At 46.7% G+C, this 20961-nt stretch carries 20 protein-coding genes and 1 riboswitch; of the genes, 9 read left to right on the top strand and 11 right to left on the bottom strand.

Annotated features, from left to right (window positions below; genetic code table 11):
• The 4 genes from BUA14_RS21340 to BUA14_RS21320 all read right to left on the bottom strand — a co-directional run.
• A partial coding sequence (locus BUA14_RS21340; protein WP_242954660.1) for a transposase occupies positions 1-280 on the bottom strand: 280 nt, incomplete at its 3' end.
• A 68-nt stretch (positions 281-348) separates the two neighbouring features.
• Positions 349-948 carry a hypothetical protein gene (locus BUA14_RS21335; RefSeq protein WP_072774449.1) on the bottom strand — a complete coding sequence of 200 codons (600 nt, stop codon included), beginning with the start codon at positions 946-948 and terminating at the stop codon, positions 349-351.
• A 1-nt stretch (position 949) separates the two neighbouring features.
• Positions 950-1453 carry a hypothetical protein gene (locus BUA14_RS21330; RefSeq protein WP_072774448.1) on the bottom strand — a complete coding sequence of 168 codons (504 nt, stop codon included), beginning with the start codon at positions 1451-1453 and terminating at the stop codon, positions 950-952.
• Positions 1454-2139: 686 nt separating this feature from the next.
• Positions 2140-3561 (bottom strand): MDR family MFS transporter, encoded by a 1422-nt coding sequence (locus tag BUA14_RS21320; RefSeq protein WP_072774447.1) that lies wholly within the window; start codon positions 3559-3561, stop codon positions 2140-2142.
• A 149-nt stretch (positions 3562-3710) separates the two neighbouring features.
• Between BUA14_RS21320 and BUA14_RS21315 the strand changes: the two genes are divergently transcribed.
• On the top strand, positions 3711-4466 hold the full coding sequence (locus tag BUA14_RS21315; protein ID WP_072774446.1) for a MerR family transcriptional regulator: 756 nt from the start codon (positions 3711-3713) through the stop codon (positions 4464-4466).
• A gap of 304 nt (positions 4467-4770) precedes the next feature.
• Here BUA14_RS21315 and BUA14_RS21310 read toward each other — a convergent pair whose 3' ends face one another.
• Entirely contained in the window at positions 4771-5529 is a 759-nt protein-coding gene (locus BUA14_RS21310; RefSeq protein WP_084078774.1) for a hypothetical protein, read from the bottom strand.
• Between the two features lie 919 nt (positions 5530-6448).
• On the opposite strand from BUA14_RS21310, the gene BUA14_RS21305 reads away from it, so the two are divergent.
• The 8 genes from BUA14_RS21305 to BUA14_RS21270 all read left to right on the top strand — a co-directional run bounded on the left by BUA14_RS21305 (position 6449) and on the right by BUA14_RS21270 (position 15618).
• Positions 6449-7453 carry a 2-hydroxyacid dehydrogenase gene (locus BUA14_RS21305; protein WP_084078778.1) on the top strand — a complete coding sequence of 335 codons (1005 nt, stop codon included), beginning with the start codon at positions 6449-6451 and terminating at the stop codon, positions 7451-7453.
• Positions 7454-7476: 23 nt separating this feature from the next.
• A complete protein-coding gene (locus tag BUA14_RS21300) occupies positions 7477-8313 on the top strand; it encodes a GNAT family N-acetyltransferase (protein WP_072774444.1) in 837 nt (278 codons plus the stop codon).
• A gap of 452 nt (positions 8314-8765) precedes the next feature.
• Positions 8766-9350, top strand: coding sequence for a flavodoxin family protein (locus BUA14_RS21295; RefSeq protein ID WP_072774443.1), 585 nt, complete (start codon positions 8766-8768; stop codon positions 9348-9350).
• 122 nt (positions 9351-9472) lie between these two features.
• Entirely contained in the window at positions 9473-10354 is an 882-nt protein-coding gene (locus BUA14_RS21290) for a DegV family protein (RefSeq protein WP_072774442.1), read from the top strand.
• A 237-nt stretch (positions 10355-10591) separates the two neighbouring features.
• Positions 10592-12319, top strand: coding sequence for a phospho-sugar mutase (locus tag BUA14_RS21285; RefSeq protein WP_072774441.1), 1728 nt, complete (start codon positions 10592-10594; stop codon positions 12317-12319).
• A 179-nt stretch (positions 12320-12498) separates the two neighbouring features.
• Positions 12499-15093, top strand: coding sequence for an ATP-dependent chaperone ClpB (gene clpB, locus BUA14_RS21280; protein WP_072774440.1), 2595 nt, complete (start codon positions 12499-12501; stop codon positions 15091-15093).
• Between the two features lie 85 nt (positions 15094-15178).
• Positions 15179-15358, top strand: coding sequence for a hypothetical protein (locus BUA14_RS21275; protein WP_072774439.1), 180 nt, complete (start codon positions 15179-15181; stop codon positions 15356-15358).
• Positions 15355-15618: a putative signal transducing protein gene (locus BUA14_RS21270; RefSeq protein WP_072774438.1), complete on the top strand. Its 264-nt coding sequence runs from the start codon at positions 15355-15357 to the stop codon at positions 15616-15618. Before BUA14_RS21275 ends, BUA14_RS21270 begins: the two co-directional genes overlap by 4 nt.
• Before the next feature lie 102 nt (positions 15619-15720).
• Here the strand turns inward: BUA14_RS21270 and BUA14_RS21265 are convergent, their stop codons facing one another.
• The 6 genes from BUA14_RS21265 to BUA14_RS21240 all read right to left on the bottom strand — a co-directional run bounded on the left by BUA14_RS21265 (position 15721) and on the right by BUA14_RS21240 (position 20886).
• Positions 15721-16341 (bottom strand): sigma-70 family RNA polymerase sigma factor, encoded by a 621-nt coding sequence (locus BUA14_RS21265; RefSeq protein WP_072774437.1) that lies wholly within the window; start codon positions 16339-16341, stop codon positions 15721-15723.
• 137 nt (positions 16342-16478) lie between these two features.
• Positions 16479-16943: a 6,7-dimethyl-8-ribityllumazine synthase gene (gene ribH, locus BUA14_RS21260; RefSeq protein ID WP_072774436.1), complete on the bottom strand. Its 465-nt coding sequence runs from the start codon at positions 16941-16943 to the stop codon at positions 16479-16481.
• Positions 16944-17010: 67 nt separating this feature from the next.
• Entirely contained in the window at positions 17011-18219 is a 1209-nt protein-coding gene (locus BUA14_RS21255) for a bifunctional 3,4-dihydroxy-2-butanone-4-phosphate synthase/GTP cyclohydrolase II (protein WP_072774435.1), read from the bottom strand.
• A gap of 27 nt (positions 18220-18246) precedes the next feature.
• The gene (locus BUA14_RS21250; RefSeq protein WP_072774434.1) at positions 18247-18891 is read right to left on the bottom strand and encodes a riboflavin synthase; all 645 of its coding nucleotides are present in this window, start codon (positions 18889-18891) and stop codon (positions 18247-18249) included.
• Between the two features lie 39 nt (positions 18892-18930).
• On the bottom strand, positions 18931-20049 hold the full coding sequence (gene ribD, locus BUA14_RS21245) for a bifunctional diaminohydroxyphosphoribosylaminopyrimidine deaminase/5-amino-6-(5-phosphoribosylamino)uracil reductase RibD (protein ID WP_084078772.1): 1119 nt from the start codon (positions 20047-20049) through the stop codon (positions 18931-18933).
• A 109-nt stretch (positions 20050-20158) separates the two neighbouring features.
• A riboswitch (FMN riboswitch) is annotated at positions 20159-20273 on the bottom strand.
• Positions 20274-20328: 55 nt separating this feature from the next.
• Positions 20329-20886, bottom strand: coding sequence for a GNAT family N-acetyltransferase (locus BUA14_RS21240; protein WP_072774432.1), 558 nt, complete (start codon positions 20884-20886; stop codon positions 20329-20331).
• Positions 20887-20961 lie beyond the last annotated feature (75 nt).

Genomic DNA, 20961 nt, shown 5'->3' with positions numbered 1-20961 from the left:
TTTGCCGTTTTTCAAGGATTTTGGGTTCAAATTCGCCGTTTCGGTCGCGAGGGACGGCAATTTCACTTTCGCCGTAATCGCTGATGATGGTCTTGCGATTATAGCCATTTCGGCTGTTACCGGAGTTGTTTCCTTCAATGCTGTTTTTTTCATACCCCAGATGGTCTTGCATCTCTGCTTCCAGCATCTGCTCAATGGTTCCGGCAAACAGTCTTTTCAGTTTCGACTGAATATCCCCTGTGCTTTGGCAGTCTTGCATCAGTAAGTTGACCAGTTCCATTTCCTTGTCTGTGAGAATGTTTTTTGACTGTTTCATTCCATAACCTCCACTGTTGTTTTATGTGGAGATTATTGCCATTTACACGGGTGTTTAGTCAGTCTCTGAGATAATAGTTTTTCAATGAAATTCGCTTCTCTATTTGTTATAAAGTATAAATCATTAACAGATAGGTCACGTGCTAATCCCAAAAAAGCACGACCAAGATGTAATGGAAGCCCTACTGTATAGTGTTTCGCTTCTGCTGCTATGATTACTTTTGAAGATCTTGGAGCAACACGTCCAAGCCCACGCCTACAAAGATCTGCTTCATCTTTTAAAAGAACAGATACATCACATTCATGAAGAACATTTGATTGGCCTGCAACACGTATTCCAACGTGGGCTTCCAATAGAGGACATCCAGAAAAATTAATTACAGCATAACCATAGTTTCGCCTATTTGACCCAATATATCCTGGGCTGGTACGGAATACAAAAGGATTTGGACTGCCACCGTTTATACACTGATAGGATATAGTTGCACCTTCCGCACGTGCAGCTTGAATTATAATTGAAAAAATAAAGGCTTCAAAAAGGTCATCCGCAGCTGAAGACACGGTAAAAGATGGAGTTATTGATGATCCAAGAACATCTTTGATTTCGTCTAACAATTCGTTTCGTACAGGCATCTTATAGCTCCTTTCGTAACTCATTAAATAAAGGGATTAGCTTTCTTGAATTTATATATGCATTTGTTGCTTCATCAAAAGTAATTTCGTATGATTCTTTAATATCTGCTTCTGGTTCGAACAATAATTGACTTTGCTGTACTTCTCTGTGAAAAAATTCTAAAGTGGTATTAATAATTTCACTTAATTTAGCCACCCCAATTTCAATGCTGTCAATTAAAAGCTTTAATTTTTCATGCTCACTATAGGGTGTTGACACTACAAAAATAGCGTTTGATTTTTTATTTTTACTCTGTGGCAATTCTTTTATAGAATCTTCATCAATAAAGCTATAATAAATTTCATTGGAATCATATGAGTTTTTTTTCGGAACATTTAGCTTTTTTGTTTCAATATGACCTAATGCAATTTGCTCTTCTACTTGTTCAGCAATCCAATTTAGATTATTTAATTTTAGGTACTCAATTAAATCAGTGTAAAAAAAATTTGCTTCCTCTTTATTCATTTTGACACCTCTTAAAAAAGTCTTTCAACCTAAATACGACATAAAACATACATATCCTTTATTTTCATCATAAATGTGAGTGCTTAAAGGGTATCATGGCCACCCACTCAGCGGGCCTGCATAGCAGGTGGTTTTCTTTATACAATAATTTACCGGCTCCAGCCGGTATCGGCTATGGGTCAGGAAGATACCCGCCGTTAAGGGGATGCCATAGGGGTACAGCATCTTTTTTATCTCCTCAAGACATGTGGAGACTATAATCCTATTGCAAACTCTTGATATTAGTGGGTTTTCGGGATTATCGTTAAAATGTGCTTTGACGTGAAAGGATGCTTTTACATTTTTCTTTTGCATATTAAATTAGGTCGACTTATCTTATTAGATGATGAAAGGAAGTAGATGAAAACCATCAGGATTATTACTGCTATACCTAAAAAGAATATAAAGCATAGGGTTGTCACCTATTGCCGGGTGAGTACGTATGGACCGGCGCAGCTTTGCAACCTGGAGCTTCAGATAAAAATTTATACCAGGATGATACGAAGTCATCCTGGCTGGATTTTCGCCGGCGTATTTTTTGACGTTGGGAAAAGCGAACTGCTCAAAGACCAAGTTTTATTATAGATATCTAGTTCATATCATTCATATATTACCGGATACTGATGTTGACATTTCATCTGAATATATTATTTCTTAGCTGTCTTGTTCGTTAAAAACAAACTTGGAATGACTAATACCAAACTAAGAACTAAGGCTAACATGAAACCATCGTGGTAAGCGGTGGTCATGAGTGGGATCGTTGGTGTTTTACCTTGGATTGAAAGGCTGACGGCCGTGGCCATTACTGCTGAACCAAACGCACCACCGATATTTTGCATGAGCCGGGTTCCGACACTGGCTTGGGCGATTTCTTGTTTGACCATACCCGTGTACGCATCAGTCATCATGGGAATAGTGACGCCGCCGATCCCTATACCGCGCACAAACAAAACAACACTGACAACAATGAGTGAAGAGGCCTCGTTGATGAAGACAAAGGGAAGCGTGCCCATGATGGCTAAGGCCAAACTGACCAAGACAACATTACGCGCACCCCATTTATCAGTGAGCTTACCAATCAAGGGGCGGGCAATCAGCATACCGATACCTTGCGGAATCAAAATCAAGCCGGTGTTCAAAACGGAGAAGCCCTTAATGTTTTGGAAAAACAAAGGCAATAACAACATTGGGCCGTTGGTGGCAATTCCCGCCAGGAACAAGCCAACCATGACAGCACTGAAGTTTTTCAGCTCAAACAAGTGCAAGGGGAGAATGGCTTGTTCCTTCTTGATAGCAGCATAAATCATATAGATGGCTAAAATTGCGACCCCGGCAATAACAAAAGCAATAGTCGTGCTGTTGTTAAATGTAGCACTTTTCGCTGCTTTAGTAATTCCATAAATCAAGGCAGCAGAGGCAGTGCCCAATAAAATAATACCTATGAAGTCGAATTTAGCTTTAATGTTAGCCGGCGTGAAATCAGGAAGCTTCCAAATCATCAAAGTGATGGCCAGAATACCGATGGGAACATTGACAAAGAAAATATAACGCCATGACAAGAATTGGACAATCACTGCTCCAATAACCGGGCCCAGGATTGGGCCCAAGACCGTTGGGATACCAATGGTCGACATCAAACGTCCCACTCGCTCCCTTCCGGCAGTTTCAACACACAAGGTAGTCACCAAGGTCATAATAAAGCCGGCACTGAAACCTTGAATAACCCGGAAAATAATCAAGGAATGGATACTCCAGCTGAATCCCGAAGCAATCGAGGCAGCTAAAAATAAGATATTGGCACCAATCATTAACCATTTGCCGTTGAACCGTTGAACCATCCAACCGGCAAGCGGTACGGAAATTGCCATGGCTAACACATAACCCGTAATGACCCATTGAATCAAATCAAGTCCGATACTGAAATCATGACTCAAGTGATTAATAGCAATGTTGACCATTGTTGAATCAAGTAGTGGCATAATTGCCCCAAGCACTAAAATCCAAGCAATGTTCATGATATTCTTGGGAATCGGCTCAAGTTCCGGAGCCTTTTCACTCTTACCCATCATCAATAAACCCTCCTTATTTTGTTCAGACGCTTATGACCAGTGTTCTTTAATTTACAAAGCGTCGTCTTTCACTTATAATGAGAGCATAAACTGTAACGTTGCGTTCGAGTCAAGGTTTTTGAAAAAAGCTTAAGCAAGGAGAAAAGGCAATGAAAACTGTCAATGAAGTGAGTAAGCTCTCCGGCGTAAGCCGCCGCACCTTGCAATATTATGATGAAATCGGATTGCTGCCGCCCAGTGCGGTGAAAGAATCGGGCTACCGCCAATATGATGACGAGAGTTTGCGCCGCTTGTGGAGCATTCTCTTTTATAAAGAACTGGGCCTTTCCCTTGATGACATTCGGTTACTGCTGGAAAGCCCCAAGGAAATGGAAAAAGAGATCATACGGCAGCATAAACAAATTCTCTTGGCAAAACAATCTAGGTTACAAAAAATGATCCTGTCAGTTGACCGAATATTAAATGACGAGTTTGATATTTCAATGCTAAGAGATTTTGATAGAAATAGACTCGAAACCATGAAGAAAACCCATGCCAACGAAATCCGAGCGTTAATGGAAAGCAATTTTTTTCTCCCGGTAGTGAAAAGCGACATCTTACCGGGCCGTTCATCTTTTGTAAAAAACGCCTCGAATATAATGAATTTGGATTTTGGTGAGCTCATTTCTCTTTGCGGGGATGTCATGCAAAAGTTTCGTGAAGCCATGATGGATGGCCCGGAGAGTTCAGCGGCCAAAAAGGCGGTTGCTGCTTATAGTGAATTGTTAAATATGTGGATTCCCTGCGATGATACAGCTTTTCGTAAAATCGGACAGGCGTATTCGATTCACAAAGAAGCATTGGACAAAAAGTCACCGGGGCTTGCCCAGTTTGTATCTGAAGCTATTTTGCATGTGTATCAGTAACCAAACATTCTTGGCGACAGCCAATCCATTCACATCCTGAGACCCCGTAGGCGTTCATAGGAGAACAGAAGAGCTGGATGCAAATAGTTTTTCAACTGATGATTTATGATTTGCCTGAAAGTGTTCAATTCGAAAAGGCCTTCGAAGTTTTTCGAAAGCCTTTTCTTGGTGCGCCCAGTATAGGCGCTATTTAAACGGTGAAAGCCATTGCGGGGGTATCTAATTAAGTTTATTAAGCAGGGAAAAGGAATAGAATTTTGCTTTTTACTTGTTCGAAATCTTGACAGAGGACACAGCAACGGACTTAACGAACGGACGGCTCACCTTTGCAGGATTGGATCAGGGACAGAGCGCTCTCTACTTCAGCGGCGTCACCCTCGATAACCAAGGTGACCGCCCCTTCTGAGCCGGCAACACCGCCGGCCCCGATGCATTTGGCCGTAACTTTATAAAGGTTTTCCAGGGCGGTGATTTCAGTAACGACGGTCGCTCCCAGCATGGGGACGAGGCCGGTTTTAGCACCCAGGGCGGTGTCCGCGGGAGCGGAAGCCATAAATTCAACAGCTTCACGGACATCGGGAATCAATTTCTCAAGGCCGATGGGAACGACCAACTGAACACCTCGGGCATAGAGGGGGCCTAAAGCCGCGCCAATGGTACCGGCCATAGAATTGGAGACCAATACTGCTGCCAATCCGGTAGAATCCAGGGCATTGCCTCCCTTAATGAACACATCTCCCGGTTCCAGCTGGGGAAGATAATCTTTCCAATGGAGCGAGCGATCAAGGGCCTTGCCTTTAGCAATAATAAAGGGATGGATGCGCTGCTCTTCTTTGCTTTCCCCGGTTTTGCCGTCGGCGATCAAGCCTACTGTGTAACGAGTTTTTTCTGCAAGAGTTTCATTGAGCAGTTCTTCCACAAGAAACCCATTGGTAGTTCCTCCGGCCAGAATGACCGTATGGTTTTGCAGCGCTTTCTGGAGAATAGGTAAAGCTTTTACTCCTTTGGCAATCAGCCGCTTTGATTCACTGGGGGTTAAGGTGAATTGTGCTCTCATCGTCATTCCTCCAACTGATCAGTGAACTCTTGTCTCTGATCTTTTTGAATTTTCCACTATTTACATAGCTTTAGGTGTTGACTTTTTCTATTAACCCTTATATTATAAAAGTGAAAAAAAGATTCAGTCAAGTTTCTCGCGGAGCTCCTCCAAGTCGGTTTAAGAGTTTACAGGTTACCCATTTCGAGTTGTCTATCCTTATGGTGTTAAAGAACTTGAATCCTTAACCTTAATTTCTAGCTTTTTGGACGTTTTCGCTTTGTGGGAATCCGAAGAACCTTTCCAGAGTAACAGGCTCATGTGTTCAATCCTTAGTTAGTTTGCCCAACATCGTTTCGGTTCACTATCTTAGTTAATATTTTACCCAGGGAAATCTTCTTCGTTGGAGGAGCTTTGCGGGATTATAATTTACTGGAAACCTTTGATCAAGTCGATCAAAGGTTTTTTATTTGCTTTTTTATGAGGATAGTTGCCATTAATACCAAAATGTAGTAACACCTTAGCGTCCTGCAACATAATTTAGACTAGGAAAAACATTCCAAAGCCTAAAGATACAGGAGGGAAATAATATGGCATTAGGTGCAGGTTTAGACGGTTGTGGACCAAACTATCTCGCTGGAATCGCTATTGTTGTTGTAATTATTCTTCTGCTCATTGCTATGGGCATCGTATTCTAAGTTGAGGGATATAAATACACTTGTCAGGAAAGGGGGATTACGTTATGTTCGGATACGGTGGCGCCTGCGGCGGTGGCGGCGGATTCGGCGGTTATGCCGGTGTCGGGATCATCGCTATTGCAATTCTTATCCTGATTGCTCTTGGTGTAATCTTCTAATCAATGCTTCTCCTGAGCGTCCCTGTGGGGACGCTCTTTGATTTTGATCTTGATTATGGTAATCTAAAACCAGTGGAAATGGAAATTAGTATGAATCGGGGGATAATTTTGAAGCCAAGAGTTTTTATTACACGCAAAATTCCAGAGGATATACTTACATTAATAGAAGAAGTTTGTGAGGTTAAAGTTTGGCCTGAGGAAGATACTCCCATTCCGCGCTCTGTTTTGGAGCAGGAAATCCGTGAGGTTGATGGATTATACTGTCTGCTGACAGAGACCATAGACGCTTCTTTGCTGGACTTAGGCAAGAATCTTAAAGTAGTCAGCAATATGGCGGTAGGCTACAATAATATCGATATCGAAGCGGCAACACAGCGCAATATTTTAGTGACGAACACCCCGGGAGTGCTGACGGAAACGACGGCAGATCTTACCTTTGCCTTGCTGATGATGACCGCCCGTCGTATGGAGGAGTCTTCCCAATATCTTCGTCAAGGTCACTGGAAGACATGGTCCCCCATGCTTTTAGCCGGTCAGGATATTTTTGGTGCCACTTTAGGGATAGTAGGCATGGGGAGAATCGGCGAGGCTTTAGTCAAGAGAGCGAAAGGCTTTGACATGAAGATCATCTATTATAACCGGACCCCCAAGCCGGAGCTGGAAGAAAGCCTGGGGATTGAATACCGTTCACTGGACGAATTATTGCAGGAAGCGGATTTTGTCTGTATTTTGACTCCCTATTCTCCTGAGACCCGGAATTTAATCGGCAAAAGGGAATTGGAGCTCATGAAGCCTACCTCGATATTGATCAATACGGCCCGGGGAGGCATAGTGAATGAAGAAGATCTCTATGAAGCTTTAGCCCAGCAGCAGATTTATGCAGCTGGTCTTGATGTCTTTGCTCAGGAACCTTTGCCCACAGATCATCCCTTGCTGACTCTGACGAACTGTGTGGCCCTTCCCCATATCGGCAGCGCAACCGTTAAAACCCGTCGGGAAATGGCGCGGCTGGCTGCTCAGAATTTGCTTGCATCTCTGCAGGGGCAGCGGCCGCCACACTGCGTTAATCCCTCTGTTCTCACCCCTAAACTGTAGTTGGGATAAGGAGCCTGCCGTTCATGTTTTACTATTCACATCTGGCGGATGTCGGCATTGAAGAGCTCACTCTGGCCTGGAATCGTTGCTGGCAGGGCTATTCCTACGAAATCCGCTACTCAACAGCACAAATGCAAGCCTGGTTGGAGAAGTGCCGGATCGATTTGTCCCATTCCACGGCCTTGAGAGATTCCCAGCGGATTCTCGGCTTTGCTCTTTTAGCCCTGGAAGACCGGATGGGCTGGATTGCGGGAACTTGTATCGATCCGGAGTTTAGGGGGCGGCGGCTGTTTCGCCCCCTTTTAGAGGATCAACTGGCAAGAGCGGAGTCCCTGGAATTGAAGGGAATTCAGCTTGAAGTTTTAAGTCACAATTATGCCGCTAAGAGCTATGAAGGGATCGGTTTTCAAAAAAAACGCGACCTTTATGTTTACCGGTACCAGGATGGGATTCCTTTGGCCTGCGCCAATGCGGGCCGGGGATGCTCTTTGCGGCAAGCAAACCTGTCCGATTACTTTCAGGCAAGACATGAAGCCGGTTTTCACCCTCCCTGGCAGAGGCAGGAGGGATATCTTAGGCGCTATACAGCACTGAGAGCTTGGCTGAATGCGGAGGGAACGGCTGGCATACTGATGCCCCAGGAAAGCCATGTGGTGTTGGACGCCTGGACCATGGCCTGGGAACAGGCGGAGAGGCTGATAAGCTCCGTTCTAAGCCTTAGCCAAGGGGAGTTTGTTCTGACCAATCAGCCTAAGGATTGGCTGACGGCTTATCTGAGCCGACAGGGAGTAAATCCCAGCGATATTCAATATGAAATGATCTATCCTATGCACCCTATCCAGTCTGCCAACATAGAATAGAAGTAAATTATCTTTGCTGACATAATCATCAAAAGAGCGCATATACTGAAAAAGTGAGGGTGAAGGATGGGCAAAAGGAGATCCTGTATTTACCTATTGCCAAAAAATGATAAATTTGTTATGATTGAGAAATAGAGTAGAAGGGGGGAGTTTAATGAGCGATAACGAAAAGCTTGTGATTGAAGCGATACTAGCTTCGATTGGATTGGAATCCATTAAGGGTCCTAATTCAAGAATCAGCTGCAAACCACAGTAATGAGCAGCAAAGCCAATTGAATCCATAGAAAGGATCTGGTAATTTGTCGGTCACCCAACAAACGATGTCTAACCTAGATAGTTTCTGTGCACCCAGGTAAAGCGAGTTCCTCATCGAGTAGGCAACTCGCTTTTACTATTTATGGCATTTCATGTATAATACAGACATAATAATGTGAATAATGGGGTGACTTTTATTGAAACCACATATCTTAGGTATTGCTGGGAGTCCGCGGCGCAACGGAAACACGGATCGTTTATTAAAAGCAGCTATGAATGCCTTGGCTGAAACAGGCTATTCCACCGAGATCATTAATATCCGTGATCTGCAATACTCACCGTGTTTAGGATGCAACGCCTGTTCGAAAACCGGCCGGTGTGTTCAAAAAGATGATATTCAATATCTTCAGGAACGACTTGTGGCCGCTGACCGGATCATTGTGGCAGCGCCTGTGTTTTTTATGGGAATTAACGCTCAAACCAAAGCAGTGATCGATCGCATGCAGACCTTTTGGGCTTTAAAATATGTCTTTAAACAACCTGTAATTACCGATTCGGAACGGTTGCCTCGTTATGGCCTTTTCCTCTCAACGGCAGGAACTCAATTCCCGGATGTTTTTGCCTGCGCTGAGCGGGCTGTAAAGAATCTGTATCATGTCTTGGATATCAAATACTATGGGAGTTGTACCTATAAGGGGATTGATCAGAGCGGGGATATTGAGCAGCATCCTTCAGCTCTTCAGGAAGTTCGTGAAAAAGCCTTAATTCTTGCTCAGCTATAAAATGAATGTGATTAAATTGTGAAACTTGATCTAAAAATAATGGGAGGACTGTGCTATACTTGCTTTAGGATGGATTAGTACATTATCCCGTTAAAAATATAGAATAGAAAGGATATTTGCGTATGGCGGAGCCAATTAATTCCCAGGAAACCAAAATTGCCATCGTCACGGACAGTGCTTGTGATTTAGAGCCAGAGCTTATTGAAGAATATGGCATTGAAGTCGTACCTTTACATATAATTTATCGTGACTGCGAGTATCGGGATCGGGTCGATATCTCGCCCCAGGAAGTTTATGATTCTTTGGAACAGGAGGTTCCCAAAACATCGTTGCCCTCTCTCGCTGAGATTCAGGCGGTCTTTAACCGCTTGCGGGAACAGAAGGTGACCCATATTCTGTCTTTACATCTATCCAGTGGACTTAGTGGTACATATCAGGCTGTTTCCATGATCGCTCAGGAATTTAAAGACATGATCATTGAAGTTGTAGACACCAAGACCCTCTCGATGGGCCTGGGGATGACTGTCATTGAGGCTGCCCGGGAAAGCCGGCGAACTGTGGACTTTGAGCAAGTGGTGGCTTCAGCGAAGAAGGCGGTTGAACAAATCAAGGGCTATTATGTTATCTCTACTTTAGAGTATTTGAAAAAGGGTGGGAGAATCGGCTATGTTGCCGGTACCATTGGTGAATTGCTGAACCTTAAGCCCATTATCTCGATTAATGAAGAAGGTAAATATTTTACCTTTGCCAAGGTGCGCGGACGGGAGCAGTCCTTAAAGCGGTTAAAGCAGGTTCTCCTGGACCACGTGAAGGAGAGTATTGCCAGTGTGGCCATTGTCCATGGCGGTTCGGAAAAAGAAGCCCGCGATTTGGAAAAAGTAGCCCGGGAGCATCCCAACGTGACAGAAGTCTTTTTTGGTCAGATCAGCCCTGCTTTAGGTGTGCATACGGGGCCGGGCCTCGTGGGACTGCTGGTTTATCCCCGACTCGAAAGCAGTATTTAAGAGACAGCGTTTATGTTCCACTGGAGGAAAGTATAACGACCTTGCCTACTTTCCTCCAGCATAAGTGCAACCAACGACTTCGCCTTTGGTAAGGTATGAAAACGGCGAAGTCGGGTTTTCTTTACCATAAGATAAGCTTGCAGATCACTCTGTGAGCTTCTTTTGCACCTTAGAGAGTCTTGCTGCGGCAAGATAGCCCTTGCTTGACCATAGTTGATATGGAAGGAGAAGAAGCCGATGATTCAAGAACGTTACCGATTTTGGCTGAACAACCCCTACTTTGATGAGGATACGCGCTCTGAAGTGGCCGCTATTAACGATGAGAAAGAGATCGAGGACCGCTTCTATACGGATTTGGAATTTGGCACCGGAGGACTGCGGGGGGTGCTCGGTGCCGGGACCAACCGCATGAATATCTATGTTATCCGCAAGGCAACTCAAGGCTTGGCGGACTTAATTCTGGAAGAGGGAGAAGCAGGGAAGAACCGGGGTGTGGTGATTGCCTACGATTCCCGCCGTTTTTCCGATCGCTTTGCCAAAGAGGCTGCTTTAGTACTGGCCGGCAATGGCATTAAAGCTTACTTGTTTGAGAATCTGCGCCCCACGCCTGAGCTTTCTTTTGCCGTTCGCCACCTCAAAGCTCAGGCAGGCCTGGTGATTACCGCCAGCCATAACCCCAAGGAGTATAATGGCTATAAGGTGTATTGGGAAGACGGCGGCCAGGTCCCGCCGGATCGTGCGGACCGGATTCTGGCTCATATCAAAGCTCATCAGGCTTGGGATGATATTCTCCCCCTTGAGGAGGCGGAAGCCCGGGACAAGGGACTGCTGGTTGAGATTGGGGAAGAGATCGATGCCGTTTATTTGAGCAAGGTCAGAGAGCTGGCCTTATATCCGGAGCTTTCCCGGACCAAGGGAAGCAATCTGGCCATCGTTTATACTCCCTTGCATGGGGCAGGGAATGTGCTGATCAACAGAATCCTCACCGAGATGGGCTATTCCGTATTTACGGTTCCTGAACAAGAGAAACCGGATCCGGAGTTTACGACAGTTCCTTACCCTAATCCAGAAATCCCCTCCACCTTTGATCTGGCCAAAAGCTACGGCAAAGCCAGAAAGGCCCAGATGTTAATCGCCACCGATCCTGACGCAGACCGTCTGGGCATGGCTCTGCGCACCCCTCAGGGCGATTACCGGCAGCTCACCGGGAATCAGGTGGGGACCCTCCTGAGCTATTATCTGCTCACCCAAAAGAAGCGGCTGGGTATTCTGCCCCCTAATGCCGTCGTCATCAAGACCATTGCCTCCACCGATCTGGCGGATCTCCTGGTCAAAGACTTGGGAGTCCAGGTGGAAAATGTTCTCACCGGTTTTAAATTCATCGCCGAGAAAGAGCAGGAAATGGAAGTTCAGGGCAGCGGAGATTTCCAGTTCGGCTTTGAAGAGAGCTATGGTTATTTAGCCGGGCATTTTGTGCGGGATAAGGACGCGGTGATCGCTGCGCTCCTGCTGGCGGAAGCCGCTCTCTACTATCAGGAAGAAGAAGGCCGTTCCCTACTGGAGGTTCTGGAGGAAATTTACGAAAAGTACGGTTATTTTATCGACGCTCAGATCTCCATTACATTAGAAGGCAAAGCAGGAAAAGAGCAAATGGAGAAGATGATGGTTAAACTCCGTGAGACCGATGTTAAGTCCTTCGGTGGAATTGCTATCGCCTGCATTGACGATTATGAGCTGAGAAAAGGAAGAAGGATGATTGAGCCCTGCCATAGTTATGATCTTGCTCTTCCTCAGTCCAATGTGATCCGCTATTCCTTCCAGGGCGGAGGATTTGTGATGGCCCGTCCTTCAGGAACAGAGCCGAAAATTAAGTTTTATTTCAATATCAGGGGCGTTAACCCACAAGAACTCCCCACCACTTTGGAAGCTGTGAAAAAGGATTTGCTTGAGCTGATTAAGGATTAAGAATTAAGAAATCTTTTTACCCTCTGGGCGGTTAGGCTTAGGGGGTTTTTCAACATATAAAGGTCAAAAAACATCAGAATTATTTCTGACCAATATTGACCTTTGCTGATAAAAGGATCTATAATAGAACTATAAAATTTTACCAAAACTAGTTAGGCATTGATCAAGGAGGGATTGCCATGTCTTTTGATACGAACCGCTTTACCCAAAAATCTCAGGAGGCCATTATTCAAGCGCAAACGATGGCGGAGCGTAATGGCAACAGCCAAGTGGAGCCTGAGCACTTGCTTTTAGCTCTCCTGGAACAGGGAGAGGGGGTCGTTCCCCAAGTCCTGACCAAGCTTGATATCCCGGTGGGGGCTTTGGTTCAAAAAGTACGCCAGGAGGTTAATCGCCTCCCGCGCATGATGGGAGCTAATGTTCAGCTGACCGTTTCACCCCGTCTGCGGACGGTGTTGGTCTCGGCTCATGATGAGATGGAGACCTTTAAGGATGACTATGTAAGCACCGAGCATCTTTTGCTGGCGACTCTCAGTCAAGGCGGGGGAGCAGCGGAGAAAATCTTAAAACAAGAGGGTCTGAATCGGGAGAAGCTGCTGCAGGCTTTGCGTGAGGTGAGAGGGACTCAGCGGGTGACGAGCCAGACGCCGGAAGGAACCTTCCGGGCCCTTGAACAATATGGACGCAATCTTGTCGAACAAGCCCGCCGGGGAAAACTTGATCCGGTCATCGGCCGGGACGAAGAAATTCGCCGCGTCATCCAGATTCTCTCCCGCAAGACCAAGAACAACCCTGTTCTGATCGGAGAGCCTGGTGTGGGAAAAACCGCCATTGTCGAAGGGTTGGCACAGCGGATCGTCCGTGGTGATGTTCCCGAATCGGTGAAAGATAAGAAGATTATTGCTTTGGATATGGGCTCTTTGATCGCCGGAGCGAAATACCGGGGAGAATTTGAGGAACGGCTTAAAGCGGTGCTTAAAGAGGTTCAGGAACGGGAAGATATCATCCTGTTTATCGATGAACTGCACACAGTGGTGGGAGCGGGAGCAGCTGAAGGGGCCATGGATGCCGGCAATATGCTTAAACCCATGCTGGCCCGGGGTGAGCTGCATATGGTGGGAGCCACAACCTTGGATGAATACCGCAAGTATATTGAAAAGGATGCCGCTCTGGAACGGCGCTTTCAGCCGGTTACGGTGGGAGCTCCCAGTGTTGAGGATACCATCTCCATTTTGCGGGGGCTCAAAGAACGCTATGAAACCCATCATGGCGTAAGAATTACCGATGGAGCGATTATCGCCGCCGCAGTTCTTTCCGACCGCTATATCAGCGATCGTTTCCTGCCGGATAAAGCCATCGACCTCATTGATGAGGCTGCTGCCCGCATGCGTATGGAGATCACCAGTGACCCCTATGAATTGGATCAAATCAAGCGCCGGATTCTGCAGCTGGAGATTGAGCGGGAGGCCTTAAAGAAGGAAAAAGACGAAGGCAGCAAGGAACGCCTGGAAAAGATTGAAGAAGATCTGGCTAACCTCAAAGAAGAACGCAGTGCCCTGGAAGCCCAGCTGCAAGGGGAAAGAGAAGTTCTGGCCAGAATCAACTCCTTCAAGGAAGACATCGATCAGAACCGCCTGAAAATGGAACAGGCCCAGCAGGCTTTCGATTATAACAAGGCGGCTGAGCTGCAATATGGCATATTGCCAAAGCTGGAGAAGGAACTCAACGCTTTGGAAGAGCAGCTTCGCAACCGGAAGAACACCTTACTCAAGCAGGAAGTAGGGGAAGAGGACATTGCCGAAGTAGTGGCCAAATGGACCCAGGTTCCCGTTGCCAAACTTTTGGAAAGCGAAATGGATAAACTGGTCCATATGGAAGCGCGCATCCATCAGCGGGTGATCGGGCAGGAGGAGGCTGTGAAAGCGGTAGCCGATGCTGTCCGCAGATCCCGGGCCGGCCTGCAGGACCCCAACCGGCCCTTAGGTTCTTTCCTGTTTCTCGGCCCCACAGGGGTAGGGAAGACGGAGTTAGCCAAAGCTTTGGCTGAATTTCTCTTTGATGATGACCAGGGGATCGTGCGTATCGACATGTCCGAATATATGGAAAAGCATACCGTTTCCCGCCTGATCGGCGCTCCTCCGGGGTATGTAGGCTATGAAGAGGGGGGCCAGCTGACGGAAGCAGTAAGGCGCAAACCCTATAGTGTGGTCCTCTTTGATGAAGTGGAAAAAGCTCATGGGGATGTTTTTAATGTGTTGCTGCAGCTCCTCGATGACGGCCGTTTAACCGACGGGCAAGGACGGGTGGTTAATTTTAAGAATACAGTAGTCATTCTGACCAGTAATATCGCCAGCCCCTTGATTCAGGAATTGACGGCCTCAGGAGCGGCCCAGGAAGTGCTGCGTTCCCGGGTCACTGAGGAACTCAGGCTGCATTTCCGGCCGGAGTTTTTGAATCGGTTGGATGAAATCATCGTTTTCCACCCACTCGGTCAGGAGCATATTGGTTCCATCGTGCAGATACAAATCAATAAGCTGCGTGATTATCTGGCTCCCCGCAAAATGACTCTGGAGCTCTCTGAAGCGGCGTTAAATAAAATCATTCAACAAGGTTATGATCCGATCTATGGAGCAAGACCCCTGAAAAGGGTGATCCAGCAAAACCTCCAAAATCCTTTGGCCATGAAAATCCTGCAGGGAATCCTTCATGAAGGGGATCATGTTCTGGTCGAACTTGACCCTCAGGGCGAGCTTCTGTTTAAAAAGTCGGAATAAGGTGCTTGCATCCTGCCCGGGAACACTATAAACTAGAATTGGCACCATGTTGTGGCAGAATAGTATTGGCAAAAGGGAGTGTCCCATGAAGAATTCAAAAACAGATCTGATTATATTTGCTATAGCCATGATTTTTATTTTCTTTTCCGGGCGGCTTGAACCGAACATTCGTCTCATCATTACCGGTGTCTTGATCGTCGTCATCTTGATTAACAGAGGACTCTCTTCAAAAAAAGGCAATGAGAAGGAAGTTAAGAAAGAATGAATAGGTGGGTTTTTTTGACCAATGTCACGACGGAAGTAGAAGCGGATATCGTGAGCGGTCTGCTTGAGCAGGGGCATATCCCCGCTCAAAAGGCCTATCCCGGGCTGGGAAATCTGAAGGCGGCCTATGGTATTGTTAATGGGGTCGAGATCTATGTGCCTGAGGATTGTCTTAAGCATGCCAAGGAGATTCTTGCTGCCGAGGGAGCGGGAAATGCTCTGGATGATACCCCGGACCCCGATATTGAAAGTGATCACTAAATAAAATAAGAAATAAAGTAAAAAGAAATCCCCGGAAATGTTCATTGGTTCATTTTCGGGGATTTCTTAATGATCTGGATTTATCACTGAAAGAAGTCTTGTTCAACCGACTGCTTCGCGGTCGCGATAGGCGATCACTTTACGGCGTATTCTTTGGATGGTATTATCCAGAGACTTAGAACTTACACCAAGGTATTGGGTGATTTCCCGCTGCTTCATGCCGATCAGGTAATGATAGCGAAACACTTTGAGCTCTAATTCTGAAAAACCATTCATAAGTCCCTGTAAAAAAAGGCGGGTTTCGTCTAAAGCGATCACCTTTTTTTCAGGATCATCATGGGTGGCCACAAAGCTTATAAAAGAATCGGTCTTATCGTCAGCCAAAACATTATTCAAGGAATAAGCTTCGTTGAGATTGAGGTGTTTCTGCCGGTTATGAGCGCGCAAGCTGTCAATGAGCTTGCGCTTAATCACCATACGGAGAAAATGTAGGAAAGGAATCTCCGAGCTGGGATCGTAGGATACGATGGCTTTGTATATGGCAATCCGGCCTTCCTGGAGCAAGTCATCATATTCGGCTCGATTGAGAAAATACTTATAGGCAATTTTGCGGATTTCCGGTTCATAGTATTGAATAAGCCAATTCAAGGAATCCTGATTGCCAGAGCGCGCGGCTTCAAGTTGAGCATCGATGTCTGCCAAGAGGGTATTAGGTGAAGTCATGCGCACATCTCCTTATCAAAGATATAGACTCAGTCTTTAGTCTAAGAAAATAAACCTTCTTTGACAAGGCACATATTATGGACAACTATCCAATTTTATCCCGAATTATCAAAGGTTTTTATTGATCAAAGTTTTTATTATTGAATCATTTTTAAAAGATTGACGGTTTCAATGGCGGTGATGGCAGAATCGAAGCCTTTATTGCCGGCTTTTGTTCCGGCCCGCTCAATGGCTTGTTCGATGGTATCTGTGGTTAAAACACCGAAAACAACGGGCAGTTTGGCTTCTAAACCGACATGGGCCACCCCTTTGCTTACTTCGGCACTGACAAAGTCAAAATGGGGTGTGGCACCGCGAATAACGGCTCCCAGGCAGATAATGGCATCGTATTTTTTGGTTTCGGCCATCTTTTGCGCAACTAAAGGGATTTCAAAGGCTCCGGGAACCCAGGCGATTTCAATATCGCTTTCCGCAACACCATGGCGGAGGAGGGCGTCAAGGGCACCTCCTACCAGTTTGTTGGTGATAAATTCATTGAAACGAGCGGCGACAATCCCAAATTTTAATCCTTCAGCAATCAGTTTACCTTCATAAGTCATCATAGTTCTTCATCCTTTCTAATCATCGTGAATCACAAGTATTCTTAAAGTATAAGCATTCTCTAAACTATTAACGAACGCCGGGCAGGTAATGACCCAGTTTAATTTTCTTGGTGTGCAGATAATGTTCGTTTTCCGGTTTAACCGGCATTTCCATGGAAACACGCTCTTGAATCTCCAGGCCATAGCCTTCCAAACCGACGATTTTACGGGGATTATTGGTCATCAGCCGTACCTTGCGGATGCCTAAGTCCACCAGAATCTGAGCTCCTACGCCGTAATCCCTGAGGTCGGCAGGGAAACCTAAGGCAAGATTAGCTTCCACAGTATCTTTGCCTTCTTCCTGCAATTTATAGGCCTTCAACTTATTGAGCAGCCCAATGCCCCGGCCTTCCTGGCGCATATAGAGCAAGACTCCCCGGCCTTCTTTTTGAATGCTTTCCAGAGCGGCAGAAAGCTGCTCGCCGCAGTCACAGCGGCGGGAATGAAAAACATCTCCGGTCAGGCATTCTGAGTGGACTCTTACCAGCACCGGCTCACCATCGTCCACATCCCCCTTGACCAGGGCAATATGCTCTTGTCCATCCAATAAACTCCGATAGCCCACTGCTTTGAAGTCCCCAAAGTCTGTAGGAAGTTCAATGCCGACCACCCGTTCCACTAATTTTTCTTTTTGGCGTCGGAAATGAATGAGATCTTTAATGGTAACCATTTTGAGATCGTGTTTTTTAATAAATTCCATGAGGTCGGGAACCCTTGCCATCGTGCCGTCGTCTTTCAAGATTTCGCAAATGACCCCAGCCGGTTGAAAACCTGCCAAGCGGGCAAGGTCCACAGCACCTTCTGTATGACCGGCACGGACCAGGACGCCTCCTTCCCGGGCTTTAAGAGGGAAGATATGTCCGGGACGGCGGAGATTCTCTGGGCGGCTCTGAGGATCAAGCAGGACTTTTACCGTATTGGCCCGCTCAAAAGCGGAGATTCCCGTAGTGCAGTCGCAGCCATCCACACTTACGGTAAAGGCAGTTCCATGGGGATCCGTATTGTGGGTTACCATGGGCTCAAGGTTTAAGGCTTGAATGCGTTCGGCGGTCATGGGGACACAGATTAAACCCCGGCCATAGGTGGCCATAAAATTGATCGCCTCAGGGGTTGCTCTTTCTGCAGCCATCAGCAGATCCCCTTCATTTTCTCTTTCCTCGTCATCCACAACGACAATCATTTTGCCTTGGCGAATGTCTTCGATGGCTTCTTCAATCGTGTTAAAGCGAAATTCCATGTTGATCACTCCTGTCTAAAATCTAACCTAGATAAAGCCGTTTTCGGCTAAGAAACTCATGGATAAATCCTTTGGGGGGGCTTCTTTTTTCTCCATGAACCGTGCCACATACTTTCCGATCAGGTCGGTTTCCAGATTGACTATATCACCCACGCCTTTAAAGCCCAAAGTGGTTTCCTGGCGGGTATGGGGGATCAGAGATATGGTAAAAGCCTGGGGGAGGAGATCCACCACGGTAAGGGAAATGCCGTCAATGGCGATGGAGCCTTTGGGCAAAACATAGTTTAAAAGTTCCGGGGCGGCCTTGATGGTAAAGACCCGGGCAATTCCTACCGGGGTGATTTTTTGAATGGTGCCCACTCCGTCCACATGACCGCTTACCAGATGGCCGCCCAATCGGGTGGAGAGCTGCAGAGCCCGCTCCAGGTTGACCCGCGTTCCCCGGCTGCATTCTTTAAGATTGGTTTTATTTAAAGTTTCTGCCATGACATCCACGGTAAATAAATTTCCCTGCATCTTCACCACCGTGAGGCAGATACCGTTGACGGCGATACTGTCTCCGATTTGGGTGCCTTCAAGCACTTTAGTTCCTTCCAGAGTCAATTGAGCGGAATCAGGGAGAACCTTCAGATCCGCTACCTTGCCTAACTCTTCGATGATACCGGTAAACATGTTCACTCACCTCTCTTAACTGCTTAATCGGATGATTGCTTAATCGGCATAATTTACTTTGGCCCGGACCCGAAGATCTCCGGTTCCTCCGTCGATCTCCAGGAATTCCAAAGGAATCGCCTGTGCCATCAAAGGAAGCTCAAGCCCGGTCAGAGGGGAAGGGCCTCTGCCGCCGATGAGTTTGGGCGCATAGATAAACTCCACCTCATCGATAAGCTGTTCGCGGAGCAGGGAGCCGGCCAGCCCACCGCCGCCCTCCAGCAATACGGAGTTCCAACCTCGTTTGACTAAATCCCCCAGCAGGTCTTTTAAAGGAACATAACGGGGTGAATCATACTGCCAAACCTCTACATTCTCCAGAGCTTGCAAGGCTTCCAGTTTATCCAAAGGAGCGGAAGCCGTGGTTGCGATGAGACAGGGGGCCGTGCAGGAGGAGGCAAGTACGGCGGCTTGCAGAGGAATTTTCAATGCTCCATCCACGATCAGGCGCACCGGGTCCCGGCCTTCGCCAATCCGGCAATTCAAAGCAGGATTATCCTGGCGCACGGTTTCACTGCCCACCATAATCACATCGAAGCGATCGCGCAGCCGGTGGACATAGGCACGGGAGGCTTCATTGGTAACCCATTGGGAATCTCCCGACTCCGTCGCTATTTTACCATCAAGGGTTAAAGCCGATTTGTAGAGGACAAAGGGAAGGCCGGTTTGTATAGCCTTTAGAAAGCCCTTGTTTAAGGTCCTGGCTTCCTTTTCTTTAAGCCCCACATCAACCTGGATGCCGGCTTCCCGCAAGCGGGCGATTCCTTGTCCGCCCACTAAGGGATTGGGATCCACCATAGCCACGACGACGCGTTGGATTCCCGCCTTAATCAGTGCGTCGGCACAGGGAGGGGTTTTCCCGAAATGAGAACAAGGCTCTAAAGTGACATAGGCCGTGGCTCCCCGGGCATGTTCTCCGGCCGCCTGCAGAGCGTGAACTTCAGCATGGGGAGTGCCGGCTTTTTGATGATAGCCTTCACCGACAATAGCGCCATCGTTAACGATGACACATCCTACGAGGGGATTCGGGCTGGTCCTGCCCATAGCCAGGGCTGCCAATTCCAGAGCCCGGGACATGTAATGATTGTCAAGTTCCATGTGATCGCCGCCGTTTCCCATCTCTTTGAGTTAGTTTTGCTTAGTTTTCCATAAAAACACTATAAAAAACCCCAGAGTTCATCCTCTGGGGCCTAAAAACCATGACAAATAAAAAGCGCATCAGCACTTTAATTTCCTCTTCTCATCCAGACTTTACTGTCGGCTCTGGAATTACACCAGATCTGCCATAGTGGCTCGCGGGCTTGACCGCCGGTATGGAATTTCACCAATCCCCAGAGGTATTCAATTACTTATATATAATACTCTAACTTATTAATGAATTCAACCCTTTAAGAAAATTTAGATCCTTTGGGGAGGATGAGGGGGATGGTGCTCCAGATATTCATCCCGCAGCAGGCCCATGAGGATCGCATCGCGATACTCACCTAAGACAAAGCGCGCCTGTCTTAATCTGCCTTCAACCTTAAAGCCCAGTTTCTCATAGGCTTTTAAAGCACGCAGATTCCCGTCCCATAAGTCAAGGCTCAGGCGATGAAAATTCCACTGATAGAAAAGATAGTCGATCAGTACTTTTAAAGCGTCCGTGCCATAGCCCCGGTTCCAATAATCACTTTCGCCGATAATGATGAACAGTACCGCCGAGCGGGCGGGAAGATTGACATCCCGATAACCTACGGTTCCGATGGGCTTTTGCTCTTCATTGAGAATGAGATAGCGGCCAACCTCTTTCTGGGGGGTAAAAAAGCGTTCTTCGATTTCCTCTTCACTAAGCATTGTGCTCAAAGGCCAGGCGGCATTCGCCCAATAATTAAGGTTTTGGTCGTTATACCATTGATAAAAAATGGGGATATCATCAAGCTCCAGCGGACGGAGAAAGGTCTTTTTTCCCTGCAACATGGCTTTGCCTCCCAATGATATTGATGGGATAGTGTCGTTATGTTTAAATTATACCATATCCGGTATTCCTTGCGT

The sequence above is a fragment of the Desulfitobacterium chlororespirans DSM 11544 genome (assembly GCF_900143285.1).
GTDB lineage: Bacteria > Bacillota > Desulfitobacteriia > Desulfitobacteriales > Desulfitobacteriaceae > Desulfitobacterium > Desulfitobacterium chlororespirans.
This window is presented reverse-complemented; position numbering and strand designations above follow the sequence as displayed.